Consider the following 26,392-nt stretch of genomic DNA (forward strand, 5'->3'; position numbering starts at 1 on the left):
CGGTCCCGTCAGGGACGCGTCGCTTGCCGACCAGGATAGATGTCCGTGGGCAGGCCCGCCCACTGCTCGAAGGCGTTCTGGATCAGGGATCCCATGTCCACGTGCCAGGTGTGACCGTCGTCGTGGCGGATGTAGACGTACCCGAGGCTCGACGTGCGGTAGCCGATCATCCCCTCGCGGAAGAAGCGCAGCTGCACGCTGCGGTCCGTCGAGTTGGTCGTCGGACGCCATCCGCCGGAGGCCTCGAGGTCGCCTCGCGACATGAGCATCGCGCCGCCAGCGACCTGCCGGCTGTAGCGCTCCGCCGCGAACTTGCGGTGGAAGGTCTGCCCGATGCCCTCCACGTGCATGTACTCGGTCGTCTTGCCGACGATGTTCGCCGAGGAGTAGAGGTAGGCGAGGACGATGTCCCACACGAACTCCGCCCCGTAGAGGTCGTCGTCGTCGACCTTCATCACGAGGTCGCCGCTCGACCTGCGCGCGCCGGTCGCGAGCGCGGTGCCGAAGGGGACGTCGGAAGGCACCTCGACGAAGTGCACGGGGTGGGAGAACTCCTGCGCGCGAAGCTCGGCGGGGATCGGCCTGCCGTGACCGACAAGCACGATCTCGAGGTTCGGATAGGTCTGCGCGTCGAGGTCGCGGAGGGTCTTCAGGACTCGGTCGGGCCGCATGCTCGACATCACGAGCGACACCGACGGGACAGCCAGCGCCCGATGCGCGCCGCCCTGTTCGGCTGCGAGCAGCAGCGGCGAGTGGCTGCGGAGAGCCTGCCTCCGCTGGGCGACGGACCTACGGTCGCGCGTGAGGCCGAGAGCGGGCGTGTACGGCTGCTGCCACATCTCCACGAGCGCGGAATCCGCGCCGACGACGCCATCGGCCACCTGGGCGGGCAGCGAGTGCAGGATGACTCCCGACGCCGACAGCTCCACGAGTCGCTCGCCGAGGTCGAAGGCCTCACGGGAGCCCTGCGGTGCAGGGACGCCGTCGAGCGAGATCTCCTCGAGCAGGTGGAGGCGGTCGATGTGTCGGGCCGTGAGGGGCTCGCCCATCGGGAGCTCGATCTCGAAGGGCTCGAGGTCGCCGCGGTCGACCGTGAGGGTGCTCACCTCGCCGAGGTTCCAGCGGATGTCATCGACCCGCTGCCTGGGCGCCTCGAAGTTCAGGAGCCAACCCGTCGGGCGGTGCACGTGGAGGTCGACCCGAGCGCGAGGCTCCGCGGTGGAGACCTCGATCAGCTCGACCTCGGCGGTCTTGATGCGCGTGGGGTCCGCGAGGGTCGCGGTGAGCGACGCCGCCACCGCGGGGTCGTCGGTCACGGCGACATCGGCGCGCGGGAGGCGCACCCCCTCGAGCAGGTGCGGCTCCTTCGTGTCCAGCAGGGACAGGGGGTTGGGGGACTCGAAGAGCCCGAGCGCACGCGGAGACAGGCCGTCGACGGTCACGATCTCCGGCATGCCCGCGCCGTGTCCCGACCGGCTCGGCGCGAGCGCGGCGTACGCGGCGCGCGCGAACACCGCGAGGCTGCGGCCGCCGCGCGTCTCGATCACCACGCGCGCCGTTCCCCGCCGGGCGGGCAGCGTCACCTCGGTGTGGCTGGTCCCTGCGATGAAGCCGACCTTGCCGTTCCAGTCGATGAGCGGCCTGGTCCAGCCGGGCACCTCGAAGGTGACGCGCTGGAACTTCGTTCCCTCAACCGTCGGGATGGCGAGCCGACGCAGGACGTCGACGTGCTCGCACTCGATCTCCGCCGCGCGCGCCTTGGTGGCCGCGAGCCGATGAAGCACCTCGGGCAGATCGGTGTAGGTCGCCTCAACCTTCAGCGTTCTCGCCATCTGCCTGTCAGGCCCCCTTCTCGGTCATGGCCGTTGCGGGGCTGCCCGCGCGGTATCCGCGAGGCGCCACCGGTGCGCGTCGAAGCCACGACGCGGCGTGTCGTCGCATCAAGTCTAGACGACCGATACGCACCGAACGTGTGCAATCCCACAGCGTGGGAGGGGCACAAAGGGGCATGAACGGGCGATACTGAGGACCCGACGGGATCCTGAGGAGAGGAGTCGCGCGTGCGCGCCTGGGTGCTTGGCGTCCTGATCGCCGTGGCCGGAATCGCGGCCGTGGCAGGCGTCTACCTCGTGCTGTCCGGCGACGACCCCGCGGTCTCGCCGAGCCCTTCCGCGACGGCTTCGGTCTCGGCCACGCCCTCGCCCTCGGCATCCGTCACCGACGCCGCGACCGCGAGCCCTGCGGCAGCCTCGCCCTCGCCGTCGGCGACGCCGTCCACCGAGGAGCCCGAGGACCCGACACGCACCGGCGTGGGGGTCTCCCTCACGCGCTACGGAGTGTCCGACGGCGTGCTCACCGCCGCGGCCATCGTCTCGGACGTCGTCGAGGAGGGAGGCACGTGCTCCCTCGTCCTGAGCGGCAGCACCGAGGAGCTGTCGGTTGACGGCCCCGGCACCCCGTCCGCGACCACGACGGACTGCGCCGAGGGTCTCTCTCTCGACGTCTCCGACCTCAGCGGCTCATGGATCCTGTGGATCACCTACGACTCACCCGACTCCTACGGGACGTCCGACAGCGCGGAGATCGATCTCTCTTGACCTTCCCAGGCCAGTGCAAGACCTACCCGGCGACCCGGCTCCTCGCCGCCCTCCTCGCCACCCTTCTCAGCGCCACCCTCGTCGTCGGCGTCGGGGCGCAGGAGGCCGAGGCCGCATCGTCCTTCGACGCGGGCAACATCATCGACGACTCGGTCTTCTTCGACTCGGACTCGATGACCGTGACGCAGATCCAGGCCTTCCTCGACAAGAAGGGCGGCGACCTCGCCGACTACGTGACGAGCACCCGCTACAAGGCCGACGACGACTACTGCGATGGCTACTCCGCGAAGTCCGGTCAGACCGCCGCCCAGATCATCAAGGGCGTGTCGAACAGCTGCGACATCAGCCCCCGCGTGCTGCTAGTGACGCTCCAGAAGGAGACCAGCCTCGTCACCCGCACCAACACGAGTGCCTGGTACTACAAGCGCGCGATGGGCTACGGCTGCCCCGACAGCAACCTCAGCACCTCCGTGGACGCGAACCAGGACGGCTGCTACGACTGGGCCGAGGGCTTCTTCCAGCAGGTCTATCACATGGCCAAGCAGTTCCAGCTGTACGCGAAGAAGCCGAACAGCTACTCCTACAAGGCCGGCGAGAGCAACAAGATCAAGTACAACCCGTACTGCAGCGGCTACTCGTGGGTGTACATCGAGAACCAGGCGACCGCCGGGCTGTACAACTACACCCCGTACCAGCCCAACGACGCCGTGCTCAACGGCACCTCGGGCAGCTGCAAGGCCTACGGCAACTACAACTTCTACACGCTCTTCACCAGCTGGTTCGGGTCGACCCACGGCAAGTCCATCGACGCCAACCTGCTGGACGAGTGGCGCGATCGCGGGGGCCTCGACGGTCCGGGCCTGCCGACCGCGAAGGCCGTCACCACATCGCTCGGGACCTACCAGAAGTTCCAGAAGATGTACCTCTTCGTCGACAACGACGGCAACGGCTTCCGCATGAACCGCAACGGCACGCTGACCGACGCCTACTTCGCGTCGGGCGGGCCCAAGGGCGACTGGGGCTTCCCCGCACGCGACCCGGTGAAGAACGACGGCAACTTCCGCATCGAGTTCACGAACCTCAACGCCTACTCCTACGACGGCATGGTGCTGACCAGCACGCGCGTCGTGAACTGGGACATCGTCCCGGCGTGGGCGGCCGTGGGCGGCACCGAGGCGACCGGCAGCTCGGTCGACGGAGCGGTCGGCAGCGGCACGACGCGCTACCAGCAGTTCGAGAACGGCACCGTGTACCGCAAGGGCGACGACTCGGCGCTGCTCAACGAGTCGGGACCGATCACGGTCGCGTTCCTCGCGGCGGGCGGCGTCGACGGCGACTGGGGATGGCCGCTCGAGAGCCCGCGGAACCGCAAGGGGATCTGGTCAGCCAAGTTCGACAACCTCATCGCGTACAACGATGACGGCACCGTCGACACCGCGTCGCGCTACATGAACGGCCGGATCGCGCCCGCCTGGTTCGCCCTGGGCGGCAGCGCGGTCGTCGGCAGCCCCGAGCGCAACCCCGTCACGCATGACGGCACGATGCAGCAGAAGTTCGACGAGGGCGACATCTACGTCTACGACGACGGCACCTACTCGTACCTCGCAGACGACTCCGCGCTCGGCGTGAAGTACGCCCAGAAGGGCGGGACCACTTCGTGGTGGGGCTGGCCCATTCGCGCGAGCATCACCAAGGACGACATGGCCCGCCAGGTGTTCGAAGACGCGAACGTGTACCTCTATGAGGACGCGGTGCTGTGGAGCAAGCGCGTCGTGACTTGGAAGATCGTGCCGGCCTGGGCGAGCGTGGGCGGCTACTCCGTCACGGGAGGCTCGGTCGACGCAGCCGTGACCACGTCGGAGGGCACGTACCAGGAGTTCAGAGAGGGCTATGTCTTCGTCGACGACGAGGGCGATGCCGCGTTCCTCCCCACGGGCGGGCCCCTCACGAAGGCCTACGAGAAGCAGGGCTGGGTGGATGGCGAATGGGGTTGGCCGATCAGCGGATCCACGAAGATCGATGGCGTGTTCACCGTCGAGTTCACGAACGCGACGGTCTACAACGACTCCGGCGTCATCACGGTGGAGTGGAAGTGACTGCTCCTCGCGCCTCAGGATCCCACGGTCGCCCCGGTGCCGCACGTGGCCGCTGACACGACCCAGATCCTGGCCCTCGCCACCTGGCGGCTGAGCGAGGATGCCTCCGTGCTCCGCGAGCCCCCTCGCCCACCGGAGGCTCGTGAGCCTGGATTCGAGGATCGCTTCGACTTCCGCACGGTGTTCTACGACGTGTTCGAGCTCGACGGCGAGATCGTCCTCCTCGGCCCGCCGCTGCTCAACCTGAGAGACGGGCTCGAGTCCGCGCGCTGGCGCCTCGACGGCGTCCCTGTGCGAGTCGATCTGGGCGTCGACAGGCTCGGGAAGATCTCCTTCAGCCGCATCGCGGAGGACCAGGTGCCCCGACGCGCGTGGCTGCGCCGCTCACGCCCCCGGCGCCTCGAGATCGAGTCGGTGCTCGGGAGCGCGACGGTCGAGGTCAGCCCGTCAGCCGCCGACCTGTTCGCGGGCCGTCGTGTCCTCTCCACCATGCAGAAGGAGAACTCTCTGGGCTGGATGCGCGACTGGGTCTCCTTCCACGTGCAGGAGCACGGCGTCGATGCGGTGCTGATCTACGACAACGGCTCCGCGTCGTACACGCCCTCCGAGGTGCTCGACGTCGTCGCATCCGTCCCTGGCGTCGCGTCGGCCGTCGTGGTCCCGTGGCGCTTCCCGTACGGTCCCGTGACGTCGGGCGACCCGGCCGCCCACGACTATGAGGAGCGCACCCGCGGCCACGACTCGGCCTTCTGTCAGCTGGGCGGTCTCAACCACGCGCGGCTGCGCGTGCTGGCGCGCGCGGAGGGAGTGATCAACGCCGACATCGACGAGCTCGTGATCGCGGGCGACCGCCGCTCGGTGTTCGCGCACGCGCACGAATCCGCGTCGGGCGTCGCGCGCTATCGGGGTCGTTGGATCGAGGGAGTGGCGGACGATCCGCGACCCGCGGGCGGGACCACCGACGACGATGCCCCCGTCCGGCACCGTGACTTCGTCCGCTTCGATCCCGATGCCACCCCGGCCCTTCCCAAATGGACGGTCGTGGACAAGGGCGAGGGCCTGGGCTCCTTCTGGCGCCCGCACGTGATCGCGGGCCGCTCCGAGTTCACGGAAGCGGTGAGCTACCGGCACTTCCGTGCGATCTCGACCCATTGGAAGTACGCGCGCGATCTCGCGCCTCAGCACGAGCTCGAGGTCGACGGCGCTCTGCGCGAGGTTCTCGACGAGCGGTTCCCGCCGGCCGGCGACTGACCACCTCCGCCGTCGTCGCTGTTAGCCTTGTCGCGTTCGACGGCGCGTGAGGAAGGGCGGACATCAGCCGAATGGCCTCGTACCTGCTCGACGTCCTGATCCCCGCGTACAACGCGGAGCGCTTCCTGCCCACGTGCCTCGCGTCCGTCCGGCGCGCGCATCGCGACGGCTACCGGTTCCTCTTCATCGACGACCACTCGACCGACGCGACCCCCGAGATCCTCGAGGCGGCGGCAGAGGAGTCGCCGTTCATCGAGTTCGTGCGCAACGAGCGGAACCTGGGCGTCGCCGCGAGCCGCAACGTCCTGCACGGTCAGGTCGACGCCCGGTACCTCACGTACCTCGACGTCGACGACTGGTACGGCGAGGACCATCTCGAGTCGATGGTCGGCGCGATCGGCGACCTCGAAGTCGACTTCGTGCGCACCGACCACGTGATCGTCGACGGGCCGCAGCGCACGATCGCGCGCACGCCCGAGACTCAGCGAGGCATCCGGCTCGATCCGGCGAACGCCTTCGGCGTGCCGGGACCGCGATCCCCGCTCAACTACCTCTACATCTGGGCAGGCATCTACGACCTCGAGCGCATGGACCTCGCGGACTACGCCTTCCACGAGCACCTCAGGACCGCGAGCGACAGGCCGTGGATCTGGAAGCTCTACCTGGACCAGCGATCGACCGCCGCGATCGACCTCAGCACCTACTTCTACCGCAAGAGCACGAACGCGACGGCGCTCACGCAGCGCGGCGACTCGGCGACGCTCGACTTCCTGGTCGCGAGCGAGATCATTCTTGGTATGGCCACGGAGGCCGGCAACGCCCGCGCGGTCGACAAGGCCGTGCACAGCCTCCTGTTCCTGATCGACTACCACCTCGAGAGGGCCGGGCGCCTGACCCCCGCGCTGCGCGACGAGCTCGTCGCCCGGTCGTCGGCGCTCCTCACGGCGTGCACCGACGACAGCATCGCGGCCTCACTGCCCGTGTTCTCCAAGAGGTCGCTCGCACGGCTGCGTCCCGTGCTCGACGCGCGGGGGGCGGTGGCATGAGGCTCGTCGTCGTCCGCAGCCTCACGGGCCTTGCGCTGTACACCGCGGCCATCGACTCCGGTGCGCTGCCGCGAGCGCGCACCGCGTTCGCGATCGCGAACCTCGCCGACATCCCCGAGGTCACCCCTGGCCCGCACCTCTCGCCCAGCGGGGCGGGCATGGTCGGCCGGGACGATGCGGTCGTGGACCTGGGAGCGGCGATGCACCCGTATCACCCGGCCGTCCATGAGCCCCCGCGCCGCGATCGCTACGCGCTCACCGCGCACCTGGTCCAGGGCGCCGGTGGCGAGGAGGTCGACGAGCTCGTCGTACCGGATGCGACGAGCCGTCCGATGCGCACCGTGCTCGACCTGTTCCCACACGTTCCGACGACGGTGATCCCCGACTCGCTCGAGCACTACGCGAGCACGTCGCGGCCCACCGCCGCGGACCTCGGACGGATCGCCGCCGTGCTGCACGGGCTCGCGGGCGCTCCCGTCGCGAAGGGCTTCGCTGACGTGCCGTCGGAGCCGCTCGACGCGGACGCGGTCCGGACGGTGCTCGCGACACACGCAGACGAGTTCGAGGCGCACCTCGACTCGACCGTGATCCTCGAGACGCCGCAGACGCGGGGACCAGGCGACGTCGCGGCGCGGATGCTCGAGGCGTGCGGAGAGGCGGCGCTGGACGCGATCGCCGCGTCCCCGAGCACCGACCCCCGCGTGGTCCTCGCGCTCGATCCCGACGCGGCGCCCCGGCATGTCCCCTCAGTCCTCGCGCCGCTCGCCGAGGTCGCGACGGGGGCGTCGCTGTCCGGCCACACTCTCCCCCGGGCGGCGCTCGCAGTCGCCGCGCGCGGCTGGGTCGTGGGCGGGCCCTCACTGGAGCTCGCTCTCGGCGCCTCGCTCGGCTCGGGGAAGTTCGGCGTCGTCGGTCCGGCCGGCGACCCCAGCGACCTGCGGGGGGATGCGGCTCACGACATGCCTCTGCTGGTCCGCACGTGGGACGAGACCCGCCGCGCCATGGCCCCGTCCTTGCCGGGACCCATGAGCCGCCGCGGGCTGCGTCGCCTCGCCACCGCCGCGATCCGGCGCGCGCGCAAGGCGCTGGGCTGACGCGCGCGGGGCGGCGCTGACCGTCCGGGCTGCGCTGACCGTCCGGGCAGCCGAGCTCGACCGCCCTCGCACCTGGCCCTCGCGGTCAGGGAACGTCGAGCCAGCGCCCATGCGCGTGCGCGGTCGCCCTCACTGTGGCGGTCGCCCGCGTGAGCCCCGTGCGGATCGCGGTGTGCGTCGGCGCCCCCGCGGGCTCCATCGCCACCCGCGCGACGCGACGGCTCTTGGCCAGGGCGGTCACCGCCGCGTCAAGGTCGAGCTGCTGCGAGTGCGTCAGCTGATACGCCATGACCGTGTGCATCACGACGACCGGCCCAGGAGGGAGCGTGTCGTGGAGCGTCGGCAGCAGCGCGATCGCGTCGCCCGCGATCAGGTCGACCGGAGTCTCGGCGCGGATCGCGAGCGCGGCGCGCAGGCGCTCGAGGCGGTCGACGTGCTCGGGCCACACGAGCGCCTCGAGCCACGCGGCCTGCGCAGGATCGGTCGCGTCGACGGGGTTGAGGTCCAGCCCGATCCGGCTCGCGATCGGCGGCGTGGCGGCGGGCAGGTCGAACCGTCCCCTGTTCTCGCAGTGCAGTGTGAGCGGGGTCGACGCGGGCAGGCCCGCGGGGACGATGCCGTCGCCGTAGTCGTGGTCGTACCGGTCCAGGCATAGGTTCAGTCCCGCCGAGGTGCCGACGTCGACCAGGTGGACCGGCTCGCCGAAGCGCTCCGCGGCCTCGACGATCCACGGCAGCACGGCAGCGCTCCGGCCCGCCTCGTTGGTCTGGGTGCGGTGCGAGGCCGCGATCTCGAGCAGCGCGTCCTCGCGGTCGAGGACGTGCGCGCGGAAGATGTCCCACAGCTCGTCGTCCGGGAGCCGCGCCCCCTGCCCCACGAGCACGGGATACCAGGCCGCGAGCGCATCGTCCGCGGTGAGGCCCATCCGGACGCCGCCGAACAGGAGGTTGAGGGGTGGCGTGCGCTCGATCTGCGCGACGATGCGAAGCATGCGCTCGTCGGCCGCGATCCGCGTGGCGAGGTACTCGTACATCGGCGAGTCGACGGCGGACTCCGACCATCGCAGGACGGCCGACGCGACGTCGACGAGATCGGTTCGCGACCGCGGTTCCCAGCGCCTGTTCTCCACGGCGCGAATTTACCATTCTTTGACCTTGGAACGCCTGAGATGTCCACAGAGCAGCCGACGCGACCGCTCCCCCAAGGCCCCAGGGCAGGTAAGGGGCGGGTGAACGTCCACCGAGCCTGTCGCGTCGTCCGTCGGAAGTCTCTAGGCTCGGAGCCATGAGCGATGCAGCAGGCCTCACGGCCGCCCAGACCAAGATGAAGGAGGCCGGCGTCAGCCAGGCCGCGATCGACGTGTTCACGCACTACTACGGGGAGCTCGAGGCCGGCGCGACCGGGCTCATCCTCGAGGACACGATCGAACCTCTGCTGGACCCGGCGAAGCTCGACGACGTCGACATCTCCGAGGAGGCGGCGAACGAGGCGCTCGCCAAGACCGCGATCATCAAGCTCAACGGCGGCCTCGGCACCTCGATGGGCATGGACCGCGCGAAGTCGCTCCTGCCCGTCCGCGACGGCAAGAGCTTCCTCGACCTGATCGCGGAGCAGATCACCAAGGCCCGCGGCGCCTCGGGCGCACGCCTGCCGCTGCTGCTCATGAACAGCTTCCGCACGACCGAGGACTCGCTCGCCGAGCTCGCGTCCCACGAGGATCTGGCCCTCGAGGGCCTGCCGCTCGACTTCCTCCAGAACAAGGAGCCGAAGCTGCTCGTGGACGGGCTCACCCCCGCCGAGTGGCCCCAGGACCCCGAGCTCGAGTGGTGCCCCCCTGGCCACGGTGACATCTACACCGCCATCCTTGCGTCCGGCGCGCTCGACGCCCTGCTCGACGCGGGCTTCCGCTACGCGTGCGTGTCCAACTCCGACAACCTGGGCGCGGTCCCGAGCGCGAAGCTCGCGGGCTGGTTCGCCGCCTCGGGCGCGCCGTACGCCGCAGAGCTGTGCCCCCGCACCGCGATGGACCGCAAGGGCGGCCACCTCGCGATCCGCAAGTCCGATGGCCAGCTGATCCTGCGCGACACCGCGCAGACGGCCGAGGACGAGATGCACTTCTTCACCGACGAGTTCCACCACCCGTTCTTCCACACGAACAACCTGTGGTGGGACCTCGAGAAGCTCAAGGCGGCGCTCACCGAGCGCGGCGCGGTTCTCGGTCTCCCCCTGATCCGTAACAAGAAGACGGTGGACCCGACCGACAAGGAGTCGCCCGAGGTCTTCCAGATCGAGACCGCGATGGGCGCCGCGATCGAGGTGTTCGAGGGCGCGACCGCGATCGTCGTGGGCCGCGACCGCTTCCTGCCGGTCAAGACGACGAACGAGCTGCTCCTCCTGCGCTCGGACGCCTACACGCTCGACGAGGACGGCGCGCTGCGCCTCGCAGTCCGCAAGGCGCCGATGATCGACCTCGACTCGGACTACTACAAGACCGTCGAGGACTTCGACCGGCACTTCCCCTACGGCGTGCCCTCACTCAAGGAGGCCTCGTCCCTGACGATCTACGGCGACTGGACGTTCGGCAAGAACGTGACCGTCGTCGGCACCGTGGTGCTCGAGGACGACAACGGCGAGCCGAACTTCGTGAACGACAACACGGTGCTCGAGGGCGGCATCATCGAGGGCTGAGCCCAGGACCCACGTCGCCGCGCGGACGGGCGGTGACTCGCCGCGCGGGCGGGCGGTGACTCGCCGCGCGGACGGCGTCGGTTCGCTCCGCCCACGCGGCGGGACTGCGGTCGGAGCGACCAGGACTGCGGCCGTTCAGGCCCGCTTCGTGATGTCTCCGCGCCAGCGCTGGAGTCGCCGCACGGTCGCGTCTCCGGCGGCCCTCACACGATCGTCGCGCGCCCTGAGGATCGCGGCCGTCACGATGTCGGCGGCCTCCTCGATCGGGACGGGCGGACGGTCGCTCTCGCTCGGGGCGGGGTGGCCCACCGCGCGCCGCCACCGCCCGCCGCCGGGCTTCGCCGTCTTGACGCAGCGGACCGCGTCGTCGACGAGGTTGGCGGGCACGTGCGTCACAGGCGGCACCGGGGCGGCATCGGGCTTGGGCATCACGGCGTAGCTGCTCAGGTCCCCGATCACGTTCACGCCCAGGTCGCGGATCTTCCTGATCTGGCGCTTGGCGACCGCCTCGATCCTCGTCGCCCTCTGGGGCGGCAGCCTCAGGCGACCCTCCTCGGGAGTCGGCACGCGCGTGTTCTGGAGGCCATCGACCAGCGCGAACCGCACGAGCGAGCGGTACTCCGTCGCGTCGAGCACGGGGTCCTTCACCCGCTGGTTCACGAGACGGACGAGCTCGACCTCCTCGTAGGACAGGCCGCGGTTGGCGCGGTCGTCCTTGAGGTTCGACGAGAGCAGTCCATCGGGCAGCCCGAGCAGCGACTCGAAGGACTCGAACGCGAGCTCGGGACGAGTCTTGTCGAGCATCACGACCGTGACCCGCTCGGGGCCGAGGCGGTCGACCCAGGGACGGGCGGCCTGGACCATGCCGTACTTGGCCCACACGCGCTTCGCGAGCTTGCCCTCACGCTCGACGACCACGCGCTTGAGCCACTTGCGATAGCCGACCTCGGTGCGCTGCTTGACGTACTGCTGCCACGCGGAGGGCAGGAGCTGGGCGAGCGGGCGCACGGTGAGCACGACGTGGAGCTCGGGCCCGAACTGCGCGATGAGACGGTCGACCGCCTCCTCGTTCGTGCCGGCGATGAGCTCGGAGCTGAGGAAGAGGCGATCCTTCGGGTTCTGGTCACGCTCGGCCACGAGCCGGTCCCACTTCACATCGTGGCGCTCCGAGTCGTAGCGCACGCCACCGGGGCCAAGGATGGACGACAGCGCCTCGCTGTGATTGAGCCCGATGCCCGGGTAGCGCACGCCATGCTTGAGAAGATCCGAGCGATGCTGCGAGGCGGCACCCTGGATCGACGTGGTCGCCGTCTTCATCATGCCGATATGGAGCACGCAGCCGCCCGGGCCGACCACCGCCTGCCTCGTCGCATCGCTCATGACATCACCTTCCTGGGTCCGCACACGATCCTCGTCCGTGCGTCGGTCGGTGGAATGTGCCTCACCAGCCTACGGCTCCGCGGTCGCGGGCGAGGACGCTCACGCATGGCAGGTCGCGGAGGGCAGGGTGCCCGGACTACGTGGCGGCGGTCTCAAGGATCTCGGCGACCGCCACGTACTGGAGGAACCATCCGACGACCGTCGCGAGCGCACCGGCGACGGCCAGCAGGATCCCGACGCGCCCGACCCACGGGTTGGTCGCGTAGCCCCGCACCGCGGCATTGTGCGAGCGCACCCCGTAGACGAACCCCCACCCCGCCATGAGGATCGCGACGCCGAGCGGCATGAGCATCGCGCCGAGGAAGAGCCCGACCGCGGTGACGACCGCAGCCGCGACCCCCAGACCAACGGAGTACCAGCCCAGATGGTTGAGCTCGTTCGAGACGGAGCGCACGGGCTCGAGCGCCGGCAGCACGCCGGGATAGCCGGGCGCCGAGGACGGATCCGGGATGCCCGCCGTCCCGGGATGACCGGCTGCCCCCGATGAGTCGGGAGCGCTGGACACGACGAAAGACGTGAGAGCCGCCCCTCCCTGGTCCCAGCCGTCGTCCCAGCCGGAACCGCCCGCGGGAGGCTTCGTGGGTCCCTCCCACGGCACGTACGGCTTCCCATCGAGGCCGATCTCCATGCGCGGAGACTTCTGGTCGTCAGGCTGCACGTTTCCCCCGTCCCTCACCGGCCCCCGCCGGTCGATGCCGGCGGCTGGCCGACCCGAGCCGGCCCCCGCCGGCGTCGTGGAGCCGACGTTACCGTTGCGGCGGCGGGACCGCTACGCCCAGACGAGTCCCTGCGACGGATCCTGCATGACCCGACCCACGTCGGCGAGGACGCGCGCGCCGAGCTCGCCGTCCACGAGGCGGTGGTCGACGCTCAGCGCGAGCTGCGTGACCCAGCGGATCTTGATCTCGCCCTCGTGCACCCACGGCTGCTCGCGGATCGCGCCGAACGCGAGGATCGCGGCCTCGCCGGGGTTGAGGATCGGCGTGCCGGTGTCGATGCCGAGCGGGCCGACGTTCGTGATCGTGATCGTGCCGTCCCTGAGCGCCGACGGCGGGGTCTTCGACTCGCGCGCGAGCCCGGTGAGCTCCTGGATCTCGTCCGCGAGGGCGTGCAGCGGGAGGCGGTGCGCGTCCTTGATGTTGGGCACGAGCAGGCCGCGCGGCGTGGAGGCCGCGATGCCGAGGTTCACGTAGTGCTTGTAGACGATCTCCTGGGCGGACTCGTCCCAGCTCGCGTTGATCTCGGGGTGGCGACGCGCGGCGAGCAGCAGTGCCTTCGCGACGATGAGCAGCGGCGTGACGCGCACGTCCGCGAACTCGCGGTCCTTCTTGAGGCGCGCGACGAGGTTCATGGTCTCGGTGACGTCGACCGTGAGGAACACCGTGACGTGGGGAGCGGTGAACGCCGACGACACCATCGCCTCGGCGGTGCGCTTGCGGACCGAGCGCACGGGGACCCGTGTCGCGCGCCCGTCCTTGGTCATCGTCCCGGACTCAAGCCACGGCTGGTCGTCGCCGGGGTAGGTCGCGAGCACCTGAGGGCTGAACGACTTGGCCGCGGACTCGACGTCCTCGCGCGTCACGAGGCCGCCGATCCCGGACGGGGTGATGGTCGTGAGGTCGATGCCGAGCTCCTTGGCGAGCTTGCGCACCGGGGGCTTCGCGAGCACGGGGTACTCGCTGTCGCCCTCGCCGCCGATCGGCTCGAGCGCGTCGTCGCGTCGGGGACGGCGCTTCGCCGACCCGGCGCGCACGCCGTAGCCCACGAGCACGGCGCCCGCAGGCTCGTCCACAATCTCCGCCGCGCCCGAGGGAGCGGGAGCCGTGGCCGGGGACGATGCGACGGCTGCGGGGGCAGCCTGGGACGCGGACGATGCGGCAGCCGCCTGGGGGGCAGCGATCGCCTCGGACGACGCAGCGGACACGGACGATGCGGCGGCACCCTGGGAGGCAGCGGTCGCCTCCGGCGCGGGCGCCGGGGCGGCCTCGCCGCCCGGGTCGACGTCGAACGTCGCGATCACGGCGCCGACGTCCACGGTGTCGCCGACCTCGGCGAGCAGCTCGGTGACGACCCCGTCGACGGGGCACGGGAGCTCGACCAGCGACTTCGCGGTCTCGACCTCGAGGAGAGGCTGGTTCACCTCGACGGTGTCGCCGACCTTGACGTGCCAGGTGACGACGTCGGCCTCGGTGAGGCCCTCACCCGCATCGGGCATGCGGAACGACTCGAACGTGGGCATCGCGGGTCTCCTAGTGAGCCATCAGGCGGTCGACGGCATCGAGGACGCGGTCGAGGTTGGGCAGGAACTCGTGCTCGAACTTCGACGGCGGGTACGGCATGTGGAAGCCTCCGACGCGCATCACGGGGGCCTTGAGGTGGAAGAAGGCCTCCTCGCCCACGCGGGCGGCGATCTCCGCGCCGACGCCGTGGGCGGTCGGGGCCTCATGGACCACGACGACGCGACCCGTGCGCTTCGCGGAGCGCACGACGGTGGGGATGTCGAGCGGCGAGATCGACCGCAGGTCGACGACCTCGACGCTCGTGCCCTCGTCGGCGGCGACGTCGGCGACCTGGAGCGCGGTGCGCACCGTCGGGCCGTAGGCGACGAGAGTGACGTCCGTGCCGGGACGCGCGATCCGGGCCCGCCCGATGTCGGCGGTGGCGGCCGCATCGTCCAGGCGCGTGCGCACGGCGTCCGTGTCGACGTCGCCCTTGTCCCAGTAGCGGGCCTTGGGCTCGAGGAAGAGGACGGGGTCGGGCGCGAAGATCGACTGCTGAACCATGTCGAAGGCGTCCTGCGGCGTGGCAGGCGAGCAGATCCTCAGACCCGCGGTGTGCGCGAAGAGCGCCTCGATCGACTCGCTGTGGTGCTCGATCGCGCCGATGTCGCCCGCGAAGGGCACACGGATGACGACGGGCAGCTGGATCGCGCCGTGCGAGCGGTAGTGCATCTTGGCGAGCTGCGTCGTGATCTGGTTGAAGGCCGGGAAGATGAAGCCGTCGAACTGGATCTCGATCACGGGGCGGTAGCCGCGCATCGCCATGCCGATGGAGGTGCCGACGATCCCGGACTCGGCGAGCGGGGTGTCGATCACGCGGTCGCCGCCGAAGTCCTTGTGGAGGCCGTCGGTGACGCGGAAGACGCCGCCGAGCTGGCCGATGTCCTCGCCGAGCAGGAGCACCTTGTCGTCGCGCTCCATGGCGGCGCGCAGGCCCGCGTTGATCGCGCCCGCCATGGTCATGGTCTTCACGGCGGACTCGCGCTCGACCGCGGTCGAGCCTGAGGTCGTGTCGGTCATGCGTGGCTCCCCTCGTCGATGAAGGACTGCTGATAGCGGTCGAACCAGGCGCGCTCGGCCTCGACCTGGGCGTGCGGCTCGGCGTACACGTGGTCGAACATCGTGAGCAGCGGCGGGCGCTCCCACGACTTCACGGTCTCACGGGTCCGCTTGCCGAGCGCCTTGGCCTCGGCCGCGACCTCGTCGCGGTACTCCTGGGAGAGCTCGCCGAGCGAGTCGAGGTGCTTCTCGAGGCGCGCGATCGGGTCGCGCTGGCGCCACTTCTCCTCGTCGGCGTGGCTGCGGTAGCGCGTCGGGTCGTCCGACGTGGTGTGCGCCGCCATGCGGTAGGTGAACGCCTCGATCAGCACGGGGCCCTGGCCGGCGCGCGCATGGCGCAGCGCCCACTGGGTGACCGCGTGGACGGCGATCACGTCGTTGCCGTCGACGCGCACGCGCGGGATGCCGAAGCCGTCGGCGCGCTGAGCGAGCGTGACGCGCGACTGCCGCGTGGTGGGCTCGGAGATCGCGAACTGGTTGTTCTGGATGAAGAAGACGATCGGCGCGTTGTTGACCGACGCGAAGACGAACGCCTCGTTGACGTCGCCCTGGCTGGTCGCTCCGTCGCCGAAGTAGCAGACGACGGCGCCGTCCTTGTCGGGCTGGCCGGACGCGACGAGGCCGTCGCGATCCATCGCCATCGCGTAGCCGGTCGCGTGCAGCGTGTGCGCGCCGATGACCAGCGTGTAGAGGTGGAACGAGTGCTGCGCGGGGTCCCACGACCCGTGCTCGAGGCCGCGGAACAGGGTGAGCATCTGCGGCAGGTCGACGCTGCGGGTGAGCGCCACGCCGTGCTCGCGGTAGCTGGGGAACACGTAGTCAGGCTCGCGGATCGCGGTGCCCGAGCCGATCTGGGCAGCCTCCTGGCCCAGGCACGACACCCACAGTCCGAGCTCGCCCTGGCGCTGGAGGCTCGTGGCCTCGGCGTCGAAGGCGCGGGTGAGCGTCATGAGGCGCCATGAGAGGCGGAGGGCCTCGGGCGTGAGGTGCGAGGCGTACGGCTCCCAGTCGGGGTCGCCGACGCGGGTGCCGTCGGCGTCCAGCAGCTGGACGAGCCCTTCGTCGCTGAGCGGTCCCATTGCTTCCACAGTGAACTCCCCTGCAGATCGAGGGCGCGCAGGGTCGCGCGCTAACCTACGCAAGCGTAGGCTACGGTTCCGTAGGTTGCAAACGTCACGCGGCGCTACCGCGTGTGATCAGGGACGATGCGGTCGCGCAGGCCTCACAGGACGGCTCGGGAGGTCCGGATCAGGCGGGCCTCACAGACGCCGTCACGCGTCTCCGGCGCAGTCCCACCGTTCCGGCTCAGTCGCGCCGCGAGGTCGGGCTCGCGGGCAGCGCGGGCCCGTACTGCTGCTCCTTGAGACGCTCGAGCGCCTGCTCGTGCAGGGTGCGGTTGGTCTTGAGCAGATCTGACAGCACCCCGAGAGCGAGCGACAGGAACGCTCCCATCACGAACACCGCGCCGAGCAGCAGTGACTGGAAGTGGTTGCCCTGGTCGCCCGTCGCCACGAGCACCAGGTAGCGGACGTACGGGAACACTCCGATGAGACCGAACAACGCTCCGAGCGACATGAAGATCGTCCACGGCCTGAACATGATGTAGGACCGCAGGATCGCCTGCGCCGACTTCATCATGTGCTCGAGGCTGCTGCTGAAGAGCCGCGACTCGCGGGTCTTCGGGTTGGTGTCGACCGCGACCGACGCGATGGCGAGCCGCTTGTTGCCGGCCTGGATGATCGTCTCCATGCAGTAGCTGAACTGCGTGATGACGTTGAGGCGATAGATCGCGAACTTCGAGTACGCGCGGAAGCCCGAGGCCGCATCGGGCAGGTCCGTGCCGGCGGCCTTGTTGACGACCCACGAGCCGAACCGCTGCATCGCCTTCTTGAAGGGCGAGAAATGGGCGATCTTGTGCGTCTGCCGATCGCCGATAACGATGTCGGCCTCACCCCGCAGGATGGGCGCCACGAGGTCGCCGATCCGGTCCTGCGGGTACTGGTTGTCGCCGTCCGTGTTCACGACGATGTCGGCGCCGTGCGCGAGAGCGTAGTCGAGCCCGTCGCGGAACGACGTCGCGAGCCCCATCGTCCGGTCGTGCCGAAGCACGTGCGCGCCGAACTCGCGAGCGATCTCCCCGGTGCGGTCGGTCGAGCCGTCATCGATGACGAGCAGCTCGACCTCGTCGACGCCGTCGATCTGGCGGGGCACCGACCCCAGCACGGTGGCGAGGGTCGCCTCCTCGTTGAGGCACGGTACCTGGACGAAGACCTTCACCCCGCGATCGTAGCCCCGCGAGGGACCCGCACGATCCGGCACGCTCGGCGACCCGCGCATCGTCCCTGAACAAGCGGCCCGAGGCGACTGGATCGGGCGCTCCACGGCCTCCGATCGCGGCACCCGTCGCGGTCGCCAGCGACGCCCGGACCCAGACACAACGAAGGCGCCCGTCCTCACGAGGAGGACGGGCGCCTTCGGAACGCGTCTGCGGGGATCAGGCTCCGACGCGGCGCAGCTTGCTCAGCGGAGCCAGCTCGCCCGGGAAGACCTTCTTCACGCCGTCACCGAGAGCGGTCTCGATGATGCGGATGTCGCGCACGAGGTGGTTGAGGCCACCCGGCTCGAGCGACGCGGCGTGGTCAGAGCCCCACATGGTGCGGTCAAGGGTGATGTGACGCTCGACCGTGACGGCGCCGAGGGCGACCGCGGCGAGCGAGATCTGCAGGCCAGGCTCGTGGCCCGAGTAGCCCGTGGGGACGCCGTAGCGCTCCTTCAGGGTGTCGATCATGCGCAGGTTCGCCTCCTCGGGGGGAAGCGGGTACGTCGAGGTCGCGTGCATGATGACCAGGTTGTCCTTGCCGAGGGTCTCGACAGCCTTGTCGATCTGCTCGATCGTCGACATGCCGGTCGACAGGATGACGGGCTTGCCGGTCTCCTTGATCTTGGCGAGCATGCCCAGGTCGGTGACCGAGGCGGACGCGATCTTGTACGCGCACACGTCCATCGACTCGAGGAAGTCGACCGAAGGCTCGTCCCACGGCGACGCGAACCAGTCGAGGCCCTTCTCGTCGCAGTACTTCGAGATCTCGGTGTACTCGTCCTTCTCGAACTCCACCTTGTAGCGGTACTCGAGGTACGTCATGGTGCCCCACGGCGTCTCGCGCGGGGTCTTCTTCATGTGCTCCGGAGTCGCGATCTCCGGGGTGCGCTTCTGGAACTTCACCGCCTGGCAGCCGGCCTCGGCGGCCACGTCGATCAGCTGCTTCGCGAGCTCGACCGAACCGTTGTGGTTGAGGCCGATCTCCGCGATCACGTAGACCGGGGCGTCGCCGCCGATCTCGTGCTTGCCAATACGTACCGAATTCGTCACGCGTATTCCTTTCGCCGAAGCTGCCGCTCCTGGCGCCTGCTGAAACTTGTCGTAGGCGTCACGCGTGGCCCAAGCCGCCGCGTCGCCATCGTTGGGCGTTCCCAGTCTACGTGCGCAGACGCATTTCGCCGCATCGAGGGTCAGGGACGGGACTGCCGCAGCCGGTTGATCCTCCAGCTCACGCCCCGCAGCACCTTGGTGGCCGCCGCGAGCGCCACGGCCTGGGGCGAGCCCGGCTCGAAGGCCCCGGCCGCGGAGCGCGCACGCAGGCGCCGCCGCCAGCCGAGCTCGTCGCGCACGATTGAACGCGGAGGACGCAGCCGGTCCTCGCGACGCGCGCGTACGAGCTCCGTGAGGCGCGGCACCACGTCGTCATCGGTGTCGGGGTGGAAGTAGTTATGCGCGAGCCAGTCCTGGGCGGGCATGCGGAAGGTGCCCGCGCGCAGGTCATCGAGCGTGCCGATCGTCTCGGAGCCGAGGAAGACCGTGTTGATCATGCGGTCGCTCACGCCGAAGTCACCGAGGATCAGGACGGGCACCTCGGCGGCGATCGCCTCGATCGCCGCCGTCGAGCTGACCGTCACCACGCCGACCGCCCGCTCGAGGTGCTCCCTCATCGAGGCCCCGGACACCTTGAGGTTGGGAGGCGCCTCGAGCCCCTGCGCCACGAGCCCGTCAAGCAGGTCGGGGAACGCGAACTCCTCGGCGTGTGTCTGGGCCTCACCCGCGATGGCGCGCACCTTGACGATCACGTCGAGCTCGGGCCGCGTCGTGGCGAGATCCACGAGAGCGCGCAGGATCGACTCGCGCTCCTCCTTCTCGTACGGGACCAGAGCCTGCGCGGCGAAGAGCACCTCGTTCGGCTGCTCCGCGCGCTCGCCCAGCCCCGCGAACGGCAGGGTTGCGAGCGCGAAGGTCCCGTGAAGAGGGTCATCGCCCACGAGATCCTCGTAGGCCTCGACCTCGCGCGAGCTGTGCAGGATGAAGAGATCGGCCCCCGAGCGGTACACGGTCCCGAGGCGCTGGGCAGGGATCGAGATGCCAGGCAGCCCCGTCACGACGACGGGACGATGCGCCATGGGCGTCACGACGTTCTCGATCACGAGCCACGCGGCGGGACCGCGGGTGGCGAGGAGCAGCACGTCGGCCTGCTCGCGCTCGAGAAGGCCGCCGAGCTCCTTCAGCCCGACCGGCAGGCATCGCTCGGGATCGAAGGAGCTGCCGTCGAGCAGCGCGACCGTCTGGGCGGGCGAGGGCGTCGCCGATCCGACGAGCGAGTGGATCGACACGTCCCACTCCTCCGGCAGCCGGTCGAGCGTGTAGGCCAGCCATTTGAGGTACGAGTCGGAGTCGGCGATGCCCACCACCCGGATGGGGCGGGAGGGCATGGCGCTGTCGTCCGTCACGAGGCGTCGTCCTCCCACGCGGCGAGGACGCGCTCCGCGATCTCGCGCACCGCGCCGCGGCCGCCGGGCTTCGCGCATGTGACGCGCGCGACCGCGATGGCCTCGGGGCGCGCGTCGGCCGGCGCCGTCGGCCAGCCGACGAGCCTCATCGACTCGACGTCGTTGATGTCGTTGCCCATGTACACGACGTCCGCGAGGTCGACGCCGACCTCGGCGCACCACGCGGCGAGCGCGGTCGGCTTGTCGTCGATCCCCTGACGCACATCGACGCGCAGCTTCTCGGCGCGCGCGGAGACGACGGGGTTGCGCTCCTTGGAAAGGATCAGGAACGGCACACCGGCGGCGCGCAGGCGCGCGACGCCCATGCCATCGGAGCGGCTCACGGTCACGGACTCGACGCCGTCCTGCGTCACCGTGGCGGTGTCGTCCGTGTGGACGCCGTCGAAGTCGGTCACGACGGCCTTCGCAGGGATCGGGGTGGAGCCGGCCTCGGACTCCGCGAGCCTCCGAGCGAGCTCGAGCTCGTGCAGGTCGTCGATCTCGATCGCGGTCGACGGGTCCACCTCGATGACCTCGACGCGGCCGAAGAAGCGGTGGTTCGCGGCCAGGAAGCCCTCGAGGTCCATCACGTAGAAGGCACCGGTCTCCTGGTAGTGCGGCTCGCGGTCCTGACGGCGCGGTCGGTACGACTTGTCGTGGTTGACGCCCTCGGCGCCGTCCTCGGTGCGCCGCCACAGGAACGCGTACGTCTCCACCGCGGAGAAGGCGGAGTCCGCGCGGCCCTCGGCCACGACCGCGACCGCGCGACCGAGCGCGGGGACGTCGATGAACGGCGAGGTCGCCTGCAGGAACGCGATCCGCTGAGGGTCGGCGCCCTGAGCGCGCAGCGTCTCGATCGCATGCACGAGCGCGGACTCGGAGGTCGCCTGGTCGCCGGCCAGCTCGGCCGGGCGGTCCACCACCGTCGCCCCGTGGCTGCGGGCCTCCGCCGCGATCGCCGCATCGTCCGTGGACACCGCCACCAGGTCGATGCCGTCCACCTGAGCCGCCGCCTGGATCGCGCGGCCCACGAGCGAGACCCCGCCGACCTCCTTGAGGTTCTTGCCGGGCACCCCCTTGGATCCCCCGCGCGCGGGGATGATCGCCACGGTGCCGGTCACACCGGTCATCGACATGGTCATCGGCTCTCCTCGATTCGCCGCACCATCGTGCGGAAGTCTGCGGCCGCGCTCTCGGTCCACCAGGCGTCGGGCACCGGTGCCAGCTCGAGCGCGACGGTCTCGGGCAGGATATGCGTGAGCGTCGCGAGCACGCTCGACGGGAGCGTCACGACCCTGGACAGACGGGGCTGCTGGGCGAGCACGAGCTCGAGCGCGATGCCCGGACGGTAGACGCGCAGGCCCGGGATCGTGGCGTAGTCCGCGACGTCCTTCGCACGCTCGCGACGATGCGGCAGATACGTGACCTCTCCCGCGGCGGCGAGGCCGACGAGCCAGTCCCGGTAGCGCTCGGGCCGCACGAGCGAGTCGGCCACCATCGCGGAGCCGACGACGACCGTGCCCTCGAGGTGCTTCGACAGGCGGCCAGCGGACGTCCGCGTCCAGGCGTAGTCGTTGCGCAGGATCGTGGCGCCCAGATCGGCGAGCGCCTTCACCTCGTCCGCATCGTCGTACGCCGTCCGCACCGTCACCCTGCCCTGCTCCATGAGCGACCGCACACGACGGGACGCGACACCACCGAGGAACCGCATCACGCTCCCCTCGGCGTTCGCGGGCCGCGTCACCGGCGCGCTCGACGCGAGCTGCTCGGCGAGCGACAGCATGACGGCGCCGTCGTCGACGATCACGAGCTCGTTGACCGGGCCCGCGGCGAGCACGGCCCGCAGCTGCCCCGAGTAGACGTCGCCCGCGAGAAGGCTGCGTGCGCGCCCCGCACGGGAGGTGACAGCCGAGCCCACGCCCCGCTCGAGCATCGTCCCTTCGGGAAGCGCCGGCTCGATCGCGTCGGCGACGTCGTCGAGGGTCTCGACCCCGGGCCTCACGAGGATGCGCGTCGGCGCTTGCGAGGCGTGCGCGTGCTCAACCGCGTTCACCAGTTGGAGCGGTGACTCTACCCAGGCGACGAGTGACACTGGACTGCCCGGTGACGCTACTTCTTGGAAGCCTTGTAGGCGGCGATGACCTCGTCGGTGGGACCGTCCATCTTGAGCGTGCCGTGGTCGATCCACAGGACGCGGTTGCACGTCTCGCGGATGGAGCTCATCGAGTGCGAGACGAGGAACACGCACCCGGCCTGGTCGCGCAGCTCGCGGATGCGCTGCTGGCTGCGCTCACGGAAGCCCTGGTCGCCGACGGCGAGGGCCTCGTCGATCAGCAGGATCTGGTGGTCGCGCGCGACGTTGATCGCGAAGCGCAGGCGCGCGCTCATGCCCGAGGAATAGGTCTTCATCGGCAGGTCGATGAACTCCTCGATCTCCGCGAAGTCCACGATCTCCTGGTACTTCGCCTCGATCTCCGCGGGCGTGAAGCCGAGCGCGAGTCCACCGAGCATGATGTTCTTGGAGCCCGACAGGTCCTGGATCAGGGCCGCGTTGACGCCCAGCAGCGACGGGCGCTCCGAGGCCCACACACGGCCCTCTGTCGCCGGGGTGAAGCCAGCGATCGCTCGCATGAGCGTGGACTTGCCGGAGCCGTTGTGGCCGATCACGCCGATGCTCTCGCCCCGGTGCGCGACGAAGGACACGCCCTTGAGCGCGTGGACGACGCGGATCCCGCGTCGCCGCGTCATGAGCGAGCGCTTGCCCTTGGCGCGCTTGCCGCCCGCGAAGGACTTGTACTTCACGTGAACGCCGTCGACGACGACCACCGGCGTGCCGGGACCCTCGGTCTGCTCGTTCAGGATGGGATCAGTCGCGGCCATACTCACCCTCCGCACGCCAGAAGAACACGACACCGAAGACCAGCAGGGCGACGGACGCCACGATGACCACGTACCAGACGATCGGCGGCGACGGAGTGGTCTCGATCATCGCGTCGCGCACGAGCGCGATGAAGTCGCCGATGGGGTTGAAGTAGCTCGCGTACAGCAGTCGAGGCTGATCGGCGAGCGTCTTCTCGAGCGAGTAGAACACGCCCGACGTGTAGAAGAGGATGCGCGTGATGAGCGGGATGAACTGCGTCAGGTCGCGCACGTGCACCGTGAGGCGCGCCGAGATCAGCGCGACGCCCATGTTGAACATGGTCATCAGCGCGAGGACCGGGACGACCATGAGCCATGACCAGGAGGGCACCTCGCCGAAGGCCGTCACGATGATCGCGAGGACGAAGATCATCGGGATCAGCTCAAGCAGGTTCTCGATCACCGCGGCGATCGGCAGCAGCATGCGCGGGAAGTTGAGCGAGCGGACCATCTGCGCGTTGCCTGTGATCGATCGCGCCCCGGCAGCCCACGAACGGCTGAAGTAGCCGAAGATGAACACACCCACGACGAGGTACGGGATGAAGTTGTCGGGACGGGTGTTGGAACCCATGAGGACGCCGAAGACGAGGCCGTACATGGCGGCGCGCAGGATGGGCTGAAGCACGACCCAGAACACGCCGAGCCGATGCTGGGAGAAGCCCGCCTGCACCCGGTACTTGGCGAGCGTGATCGCGAAGGCGCGGCACCTCCACAGGTCCTTCAGATACTCGCCCAATGGCACGCGGTCGCCCACGGGCTGGAGGCCGGCCTGATGGGCCGTCGCCTCGTAGTCTGTCGTACTCATTCCGCTCCTCTATCGCCCCACGTAGGCGTTCTCACGCCGGACGGGGAACAGCAGTCCCATGAGGGATCCCCAACCCCAACTTAGGTGCATCAGGGGAAGAACACCGCACACGCGCACGGCGGTCGCGGCTCCCATATCCCGAGCCTTCACCGCTGCAGTCGCCACGAAGACCCCGTAGACGACGGGGCTCACCAGGCCCAGTGTCAGCAGCACCGCTCCGGTGCCGCCCGCCAGAATTGGCGCCAGCAAGAGTAGCACCACGCTCGCAGCGAGTGCCGCGACGAGCGTCATCGGGATGAAGTACCGGATGCTTCCCAGGGTCGGGTGGCGGCGGATGATCTCACCACGCCAACGACCGGAGGCGTGGAACTGCTTCACGACGGCGCGCACGGTATGGCGCGGCCGGTAGATCACGTCGACGCGCGGCTCGAACCACACGGTGTGCCCCGCGGCGATGAGGCGCTGGTTCATCTCCCAGTCCTCGCCGCGCTGCAGGGTCTCATCGAAGCCGCCGACGCCGACGACGGCGTCGCGGAGGAAGACCCCCAGGTAGGCGGACTCGGCAGGGCCGGCCTCGCCACCCACGTGGTAGATCGCGCCGCCGAGCCCGAACGGGGAGTTGTAGGCCCACGCGACCGCGCGCTGCATGGGGTCGAGGCCCTCGGCGTGCATCTTGCCGCCGACGTTCGCGGCGCCGTTGTCGAGCAGCGCCGCGACCGTGACCGCGGCGTAGTCGACGGGCAGGACGGCGTGCGCGTCGACACGGATCACGACCTCGTTGCGGGCCTCGGCGAGCGCAATGTTGATGGACCGCGAGATCCCATCCCGCTCGTTGCGCAGCAGCCGCACCCTGGAGTCCGCGTCCGCGAGCTCGCCCGCGATCTCGTCTGTGCGGTCGGTCGAGTTGCCGAGCACGAGCAGCACCTCGTCGACCATGGCGCCCTGCTGACCGAGGATCGACTCGACGGCCTCGCGCAGATACGCCTCCTCATTGAGGGCGGGCATCACGAAGGACACGGGGGGCGGGGGGTTCAACGTTCCGGTTCACCTCTCGCGCGTCTTGGGTCCGAACGCGCCACACGATTCTACGCGGTGCGACCGCCACGCACCGGTGGCGGGCAGCAACGCCCCAGGTGCGCGGCGCACGGTGAGCGCGGGCACCGGAGCGAGATCCTTCGCGCCCGTGCGGACAGCCGGTCCGGTCAGGCCTTCTCGGGATACTCGGCGAGCGCCTCGATCAGGGCGTCGTTCTCCTCGGCGGAGCCGATCGTGATGCGCACGCCGTGGCCCGCGAACGGGCGGACGAGCAGCGGGCGGGCGGCCTGCGCCATCGACGCAGCGAGCGCGTCGGTGCCCTCGCGGACGCCGAGCCACACGAAGTTGCCCTGCGCGTCGGGGACGGTCCAGCCCTGCTCGCGGAGGGCGTCGGCCACGCGGTGACGCTCGGCGACGATCGCGGCGACGCGCTCGAGCAGCTCCCCCTTGGCCTCGAGCGAGGCGATGCCGGCGGCCTGGGCGACGCCGCTCACGGAGAACGGGGTCACGCACGTACGGATGTTCGCGGCGAGCTCGTCCGAGGCGACGGCGTAGCCGAGGCGCAGGCCGGCGAGGCCATAGGCCTTCGAGAAGGTGCGCAGCAGCACCAGGTTGGGGTGACGCTCGAGCACCTCGGTGCCGTTGACGGTGTCGTTGTCGCGCACGAACTCGCCGTAGGCCTCGTCGAGCACCACGAGGACGGTCTGCGGGACCGCCGCCATGAACTTCTCGAACTCCTCGGTGTGGATCGTGGGGCCCGTGGGGTTGTTGGGCGAGCACAGCAGGACGACCTTGGTGCGCTCGTTCACGGCCGCGGCCATCGCCGGGAGGTCGTGGCGGGACTCGGCGTCGAGCGGCACGGTCACGGGGGTCGCACCGACGAGCTGCGTGAGGATGGGGTACGCCTCGAAGCTGCGCCAGGCGAACATCACCTCGTCGCCGAGGCCCGTGTACGCCTGGAGGATGTGGCTCAGCACGGCGACGGAGCCGCCGCCGGTGACCACCTGGGCGGGCCGCACGCCGACGTGCTTGGCGATCGCCTCGGTGATGTCGGTCGCCATCATGTCGGGGTAGCGGTGCATCTGCTCGCTGGCCTGCTCGACGATCGACACGATGCTCGGCAGGGGGCCGTACGGCATCTCGTTGGACGACAGCTTGATGGGCTCCGGGCCGTCCTCCGCTCCTCGCGCACCGGGGACATAGCGGGGCAGGGAGGCGATCACGGGACGGGGTGCGGGAGTGGTCATGGTCTCCAGGATGCCAGGTTG

The 26,392-nt window shown here is 70.0% G+C and carries 22 protein-coding genes; 6 read left to right on the forward strand and 16 right to left on the reverse strand.

Going from position 1 to position 26,392, the window contains the following annotated elements; translation table 11 throughout:
* Window positions 1-8: 8 nt before the first annotated feature.
* Window positions 9-1,832 carry a glycosyltransferase family 2 protein gene (locus B7K23_RS03220; RefSeq protein ID WP_084124967.1) on the reverse strand — a complete coding sequence of 608 codons (1,824 nt, stop codon included), beginning with the start codon at window positions 1,830-1,832 and terminating at the stop codon, window positions 9-11.
* Between the two features lie 228 nt (window positions 1,833-2,060).
* Between B7K23_RS03220 and B7K23_RS03225 the strand changes: the two genes are divergently transcribed.
* The 5 genes from B7K23_RS03225 to B7K23_RS03245 all read left to right on the forward strand — a co-directional run bounded on the left by B7K23_RS03225 (window position 2,061) and on the right by B7K23_RS03245 (window position 8,084).
* Complete coding sequence (locus tag B7K23_RS03225) at window positions 2,061-2,597, forward strand: hypothetical protein (RefSeq protein WP_084124968.1); 537 nt, start codon at window positions 2,061-2,063, stop codon at window positions 2,595-2,597.
* A complete protein-coding gene (locus B7K23_RS03230; RefSeq protein ID WP_084124969.1) occupies window positions 2,594-4,693 on the forward strand; it encodes an LGFP repeat-containing protein in 2,100 nt (699 codons plus the stop codon). The genes B7K23_RS03225 and B7K23_RS03230 overlap by 4 nt, the downstream gene beginning before the upstream one ends.
* A 45-nt stretch (window positions 4,694-4,738) precedes the next feature.
* The gene (locus tag B7K23_RS03235) at window positions 4,739-5,944 is read left to right on the forward strand and encodes a hypothetical protein (RefSeq protein ID WP_084124970.1); all 1,206 of its coding nucleotides are present in this window, start codon (window positions 4,739-4,741) and stop codon (window positions 5,942-5,944) included.
* A 71-nt stretch (window positions 5,945-6,015) separates the two neighbouring features.
* Complete coding sequence (locus tag B7K23_RS03240; protein WP_084124971.1) at window positions 6,016-6,990, forward strand: glycosyltransferase family 2 protein; 975 nt, start codon at window positions 6,016-6,018, stop codon at window positions 6,988-6,990.
* The gene (locus tag B7K23_RS03245; protein ID WP_084124972.1) at window positions 6,987-8,084 is read left to right on the forward strand and encodes a hypothetical protein; all 1,098 of its coding nucleotides are present in this window, start codon (window positions 6,987-6,989) and stop codon (window positions 8,082-8,084) included. Before B7K23_RS03240 ends, B7K23_RS03245 begins: the two co-directional genes overlap by 4 nt.
* 85 nt (window positions 8,085-8,169) lie before the next feature.
* On the opposite strand, the gene B7K23_RS03250 is transcribed toward B7K23_RS03245, so the two are convergent.
* The gene (locus tag B7K23_RS03250; protein ID WP_084124973.1) at window positions 8,170-9,213 is read right to left on the reverse strand and encodes a DUF2332 domain-containing protein; all 1,044 of its coding nucleotides are present in this window, start codon (window positions 9,211-9,213) and stop codon (window positions 8,170-8,172) included.
* Window positions 9,214-9,368: 155 nt separating this feature from the next.
* On the opposite strand from B7K23_RS03250, the gene B7K23_RS03255 reads away from it, so the two are divergent.
* Window positions 9,369-10,772 (forward strand): UTP--glucose-1-phosphate uridylyltransferase, encoded by a 1,404-nt coding sequence (locus B7K23_RS03255; RefSeq protein ID WP_084124974.1) that lies wholly within the window; start codon window positions 9,369-9,371, stop codon window positions 10,770-10,772.
* Window positions 10,773-10,907: 135 nt separating this feature from the next.
* Here B7K23_RS03255 and B7K23_RS03260 read toward each other — a convergent pair whose 3' ends face one another.
* The 14 genes from B7K23_RS03260 to hisC form a co-directional block, all read right to left on the reverse strand.
* Entirely contained in the window at window positions 10,908-12,152 is a 1,245-nt protein-coding gene (locus B7K23_RS03260; RefSeq protein ID WP_084124975.1) for a hypothetical protein, read from the reverse strand.
* A 136-nt stretch (window positions 12,153-12,288) separates the two neighbouring features.
* On the reverse strand, window positions 12,289-12,840 hold the full coding sequence (locus B7K23_RS03265) for a hypothetical protein (RefSeq protein ID WP_084124976.1): 552 nt from the start codon (window positions 12,838-12,840) through the stop codon (window positions 12,289-12,291).
* Between the two features lie 141 nt (window positions 12,841-12,981).
* The gene (locus B7K23_RS03270; RefSeq protein WP_084124977.1) at window positions 12,982-14,451 is read right to left on the reverse strand and encodes a dihydrolipoamide acetyltransferase family protein; all 1,470 of its coding nucleotides are present in this window, start codon (window positions 14,449-14,451) and stop codon (window positions 12,982-12,984) included.
* 10 nt (window positions 14,452-14,461) lie between these two features.
* A complete protein-coding gene (locus B7K23_RS03275; protein ID WP_084124978.1) occupies window positions 14,462-15,511 on the reverse strand; it encodes an alpha-ketoacid dehydrogenase subunit beta in 1,050 nt (349 codons plus the stop codon).
* Complete coding sequence (pdhA, locus tag B7K23_RS03280) at window positions 15,508-16,629, reverse strand: pyruvate dehydrogenase (acetyl-transferring) E1 component subunit alpha (RefSeq protein WP_084124979.1); 1,122 nt, start codon at window positions 16,627-16,629, stop codon at window positions 15,508-15,510. The genes B7K23_RS03275 and pdhA overlap by 4 nt, the downstream gene beginning before the upstream one ends.
* 226 nt (window positions 16,630-16,855) lie before the next feature.
* Window positions 16,856-17,827: a glycosyltransferase family 2 protein gene (locus tag B7K23_RS03285; RefSeq protein ID WP_084126097.1), complete on the reverse strand. Its 972-nt coding sequence runs from the start codon at window positions 17,825-17,827 to the stop codon at window positions 16,856-16,858.
* Window positions 17,828-18,044: 217 nt separating this feature from the next.
* Complete coding sequence (locus B7K23_RS03290) at window positions 18,045-18,920, reverse strand: N-acetylneuraminate synthase family protein (protein WP_084124980.1); 876 nt, start codon at window positions 18,918-18,920, stop codon at window positions 18,045-18,047.
* A gap of 140 nt (window positions 18,921-19,060) precedes the next feature.
* Complete coding sequence (locus B7K23_RS03295) at window positions 19,061-20,326, reverse strand: DUF6716 putative glycosyltransferase (RefSeq protein WP_084124981.1); 1,266 nt, start codon at window positions 20,324-20,326, stop codon at window positions 19,061-19,063.
* Window positions 20,323-21,507 carry an acylneuraminate cytidylyltransferase gene (locus tag B7K23_RS03300; protein ID WP_234996401.1) on the reverse strand — a complete coding sequence of 395 codons (1,185 nt, stop codon included), beginning with the start codon at window positions 21,505-21,507 and terminating at the stop codon, window positions 20,323-20,325. Before B7K23_RS03300 ends, B7K23_RS03295 begins: the two co-directional genes overlap by 4 nt.
* Window positions 21,504-22,418: a hypothetical protein gene (locus B7K23_RS03305; RefSeq protein ID WP_084124982.1), complete on the reverse strand. Its 915-nt coding sequence runs from the start codon at window positions 22,416-22,418 to the stop codon at window positions 21,504-21,506. The genes B7K23_RS03300 and B7K23_RS03305 overlap by 4 nt, the downstream gene beginning before the upstream one ends.
* Window positions 22,419-22,474: 56 nt before the next feature.
* Window positions 22,475-23,245 (reverse strand): ABC transporter ATP-binding protein, encoded by a 771-nt coding sequence (locus tag B7K23_RS03310; RefSeq protein WP_084124983.1) that lies wholly within the window; start codon window positions 23,243-23,245, stop codon window positions 22,475-22,477.
* The gene (locus B7K23_RS03315) at window positions 23,232-24,089 is read right to left on the reverse strand and encodes an ABC transporter permease (protein ID WP_084124984.1); all 858 of its coding nucleotides are present in this window, start codon (window positions 24,087-24,089) and stop codon (window positions 23,232-23,234) included. Before B7K23_RS03315 ends, B7K23_RS03310 begins: the two co-directional genes overlap by 14 nt.
* Before the next feature lie 9 nt (window positions 24,090-24,098).
* Entirely contained in the window at window positions 24,099-25,124 is a 1,026-nt protein-coding gene (locus B7K23_RS03320; RefSeq protein ID WP_234996402.1) for a glycosyltransferase family 2 protein, read from the reverse strand.
* Window positions 25,125-25,291: 167 nt separating this feature from the next.
* Window positions 25,292-26,371, reverse strand: coding sequence for a histidinol-phosphate transaminase (hisC, locus tag B7K23_RS03325; RefSeq protein ID WP_084124985.1), 1,080 nt, complete (start codon window positions 26,369-26,371; stop codon window positions 25,292-25,294).
* Window positions 26,372-26,392 lie beyond the last annotated feature (21 nt).

This window comes from Demequina sp. NBRC 110054 (assembly GCF_002090115.1).
Lineage (GTDB): Bacteria > Actinomycetota > Actinomycetes > Actinomycetales > Demequinaceae > Demequina.

Excerpts from the sequence above, each read along its gene's own strand:
- B7K23_RS03240 (WP_084124971.1), top strand. The coding sequence starts at position 6,016 with ATGGCCTCGTACCTGCTCGACGTCCTGATCCCCGCGTACAACGCGGAG.
- B7K23_RS03300 (WP_234996401.1), bottom strand. The coding sequence starts at position 21,507 with ATGACCATGTCGATGACCGGTGTGACCGGCACCGTGGCGATCATCCCC.
- B7K23_RS03270 (WP_084124977.1), bottom strand. The coding sequence starts at position 14,451 with ATGCCCACGTTCGAGTCGTTCCGCATGCCCGATGCGGGTGAGGGCCTC.
- pdhA (WP_084124979.1), bottom strand. The coding sequence starts at position 16,629 with ATGGGACCGCTCAGCGACGAAGGGCTCGTCCAGCTGCTGGACGCCGAC.
- B7K23_RS03265 (WP_084124976.1), bottom strand. The coding sequence starts at position 12,840 with ATGGAGATCGGCCTCGATGGGAAGCCGTACGTGCCGTGGGAGGGACCC.
- B7K23_RS03245 (WP_084124972.1), top strand. The coding sequence starts at position 6,987 with ATGAGGCTCGTCGTCGTCCGCAGCCTCACGGGCCTTGCGCTGTACACC.
- B7K23_RS03255 (WP_084124974.1), top strand. The coding sequence starts at position 9,369 with ATGAGCGATGCAGCAGGCCTCACGGCCGCCCAGACCAAGATGAAGGAG.
- B7K23_RS03220 (WP_084124967.1), bottom strand. The coding sequence starts at position 1,832 with ATGGCGAGAACGCTGAAGGTTGAGGCGACCTACACCGATCTGCCCGAG.
- B7K23_RS03260 (WP_084124975.1), bottom strand. The coding sequence starts at position 12,152 with ATGAGCGATGCGACGAGGCAGGCGGTGGTCGGCCCGGGCGGCTGCGTG.
- hisC (WP_084124985.1), bottom strand. The coding sequence starts at position 26,371 with ATGACCACTCCCGCACCCCGTCCCGTGATCGCCTCCCTGCCCCGCTAT.
- B7K23_RS03275 (WP_084124978.1), bottom strand. The coding sequence starts at position 15,511 with ATGACCGACACGACCTCAGGCTCGACCGCGGTCGAGCGCGAGTCCGCC.
- B7K23_RS03315 (WP_084124984.1), bottom strand. The coding sequence starts at position 24,089 with ATGAGTACGACAGACTACGAGGCGACGGCCCATCAGGCCGGCCTCCAG.
- B7K23_RS03310 (WP_084124983.1), bottom strand. The coding sequence starts at position 23,245 with ATGGCCGCGACTGATCCCATCCTGAACGAGCAGACCGAGGGTCCCGGC.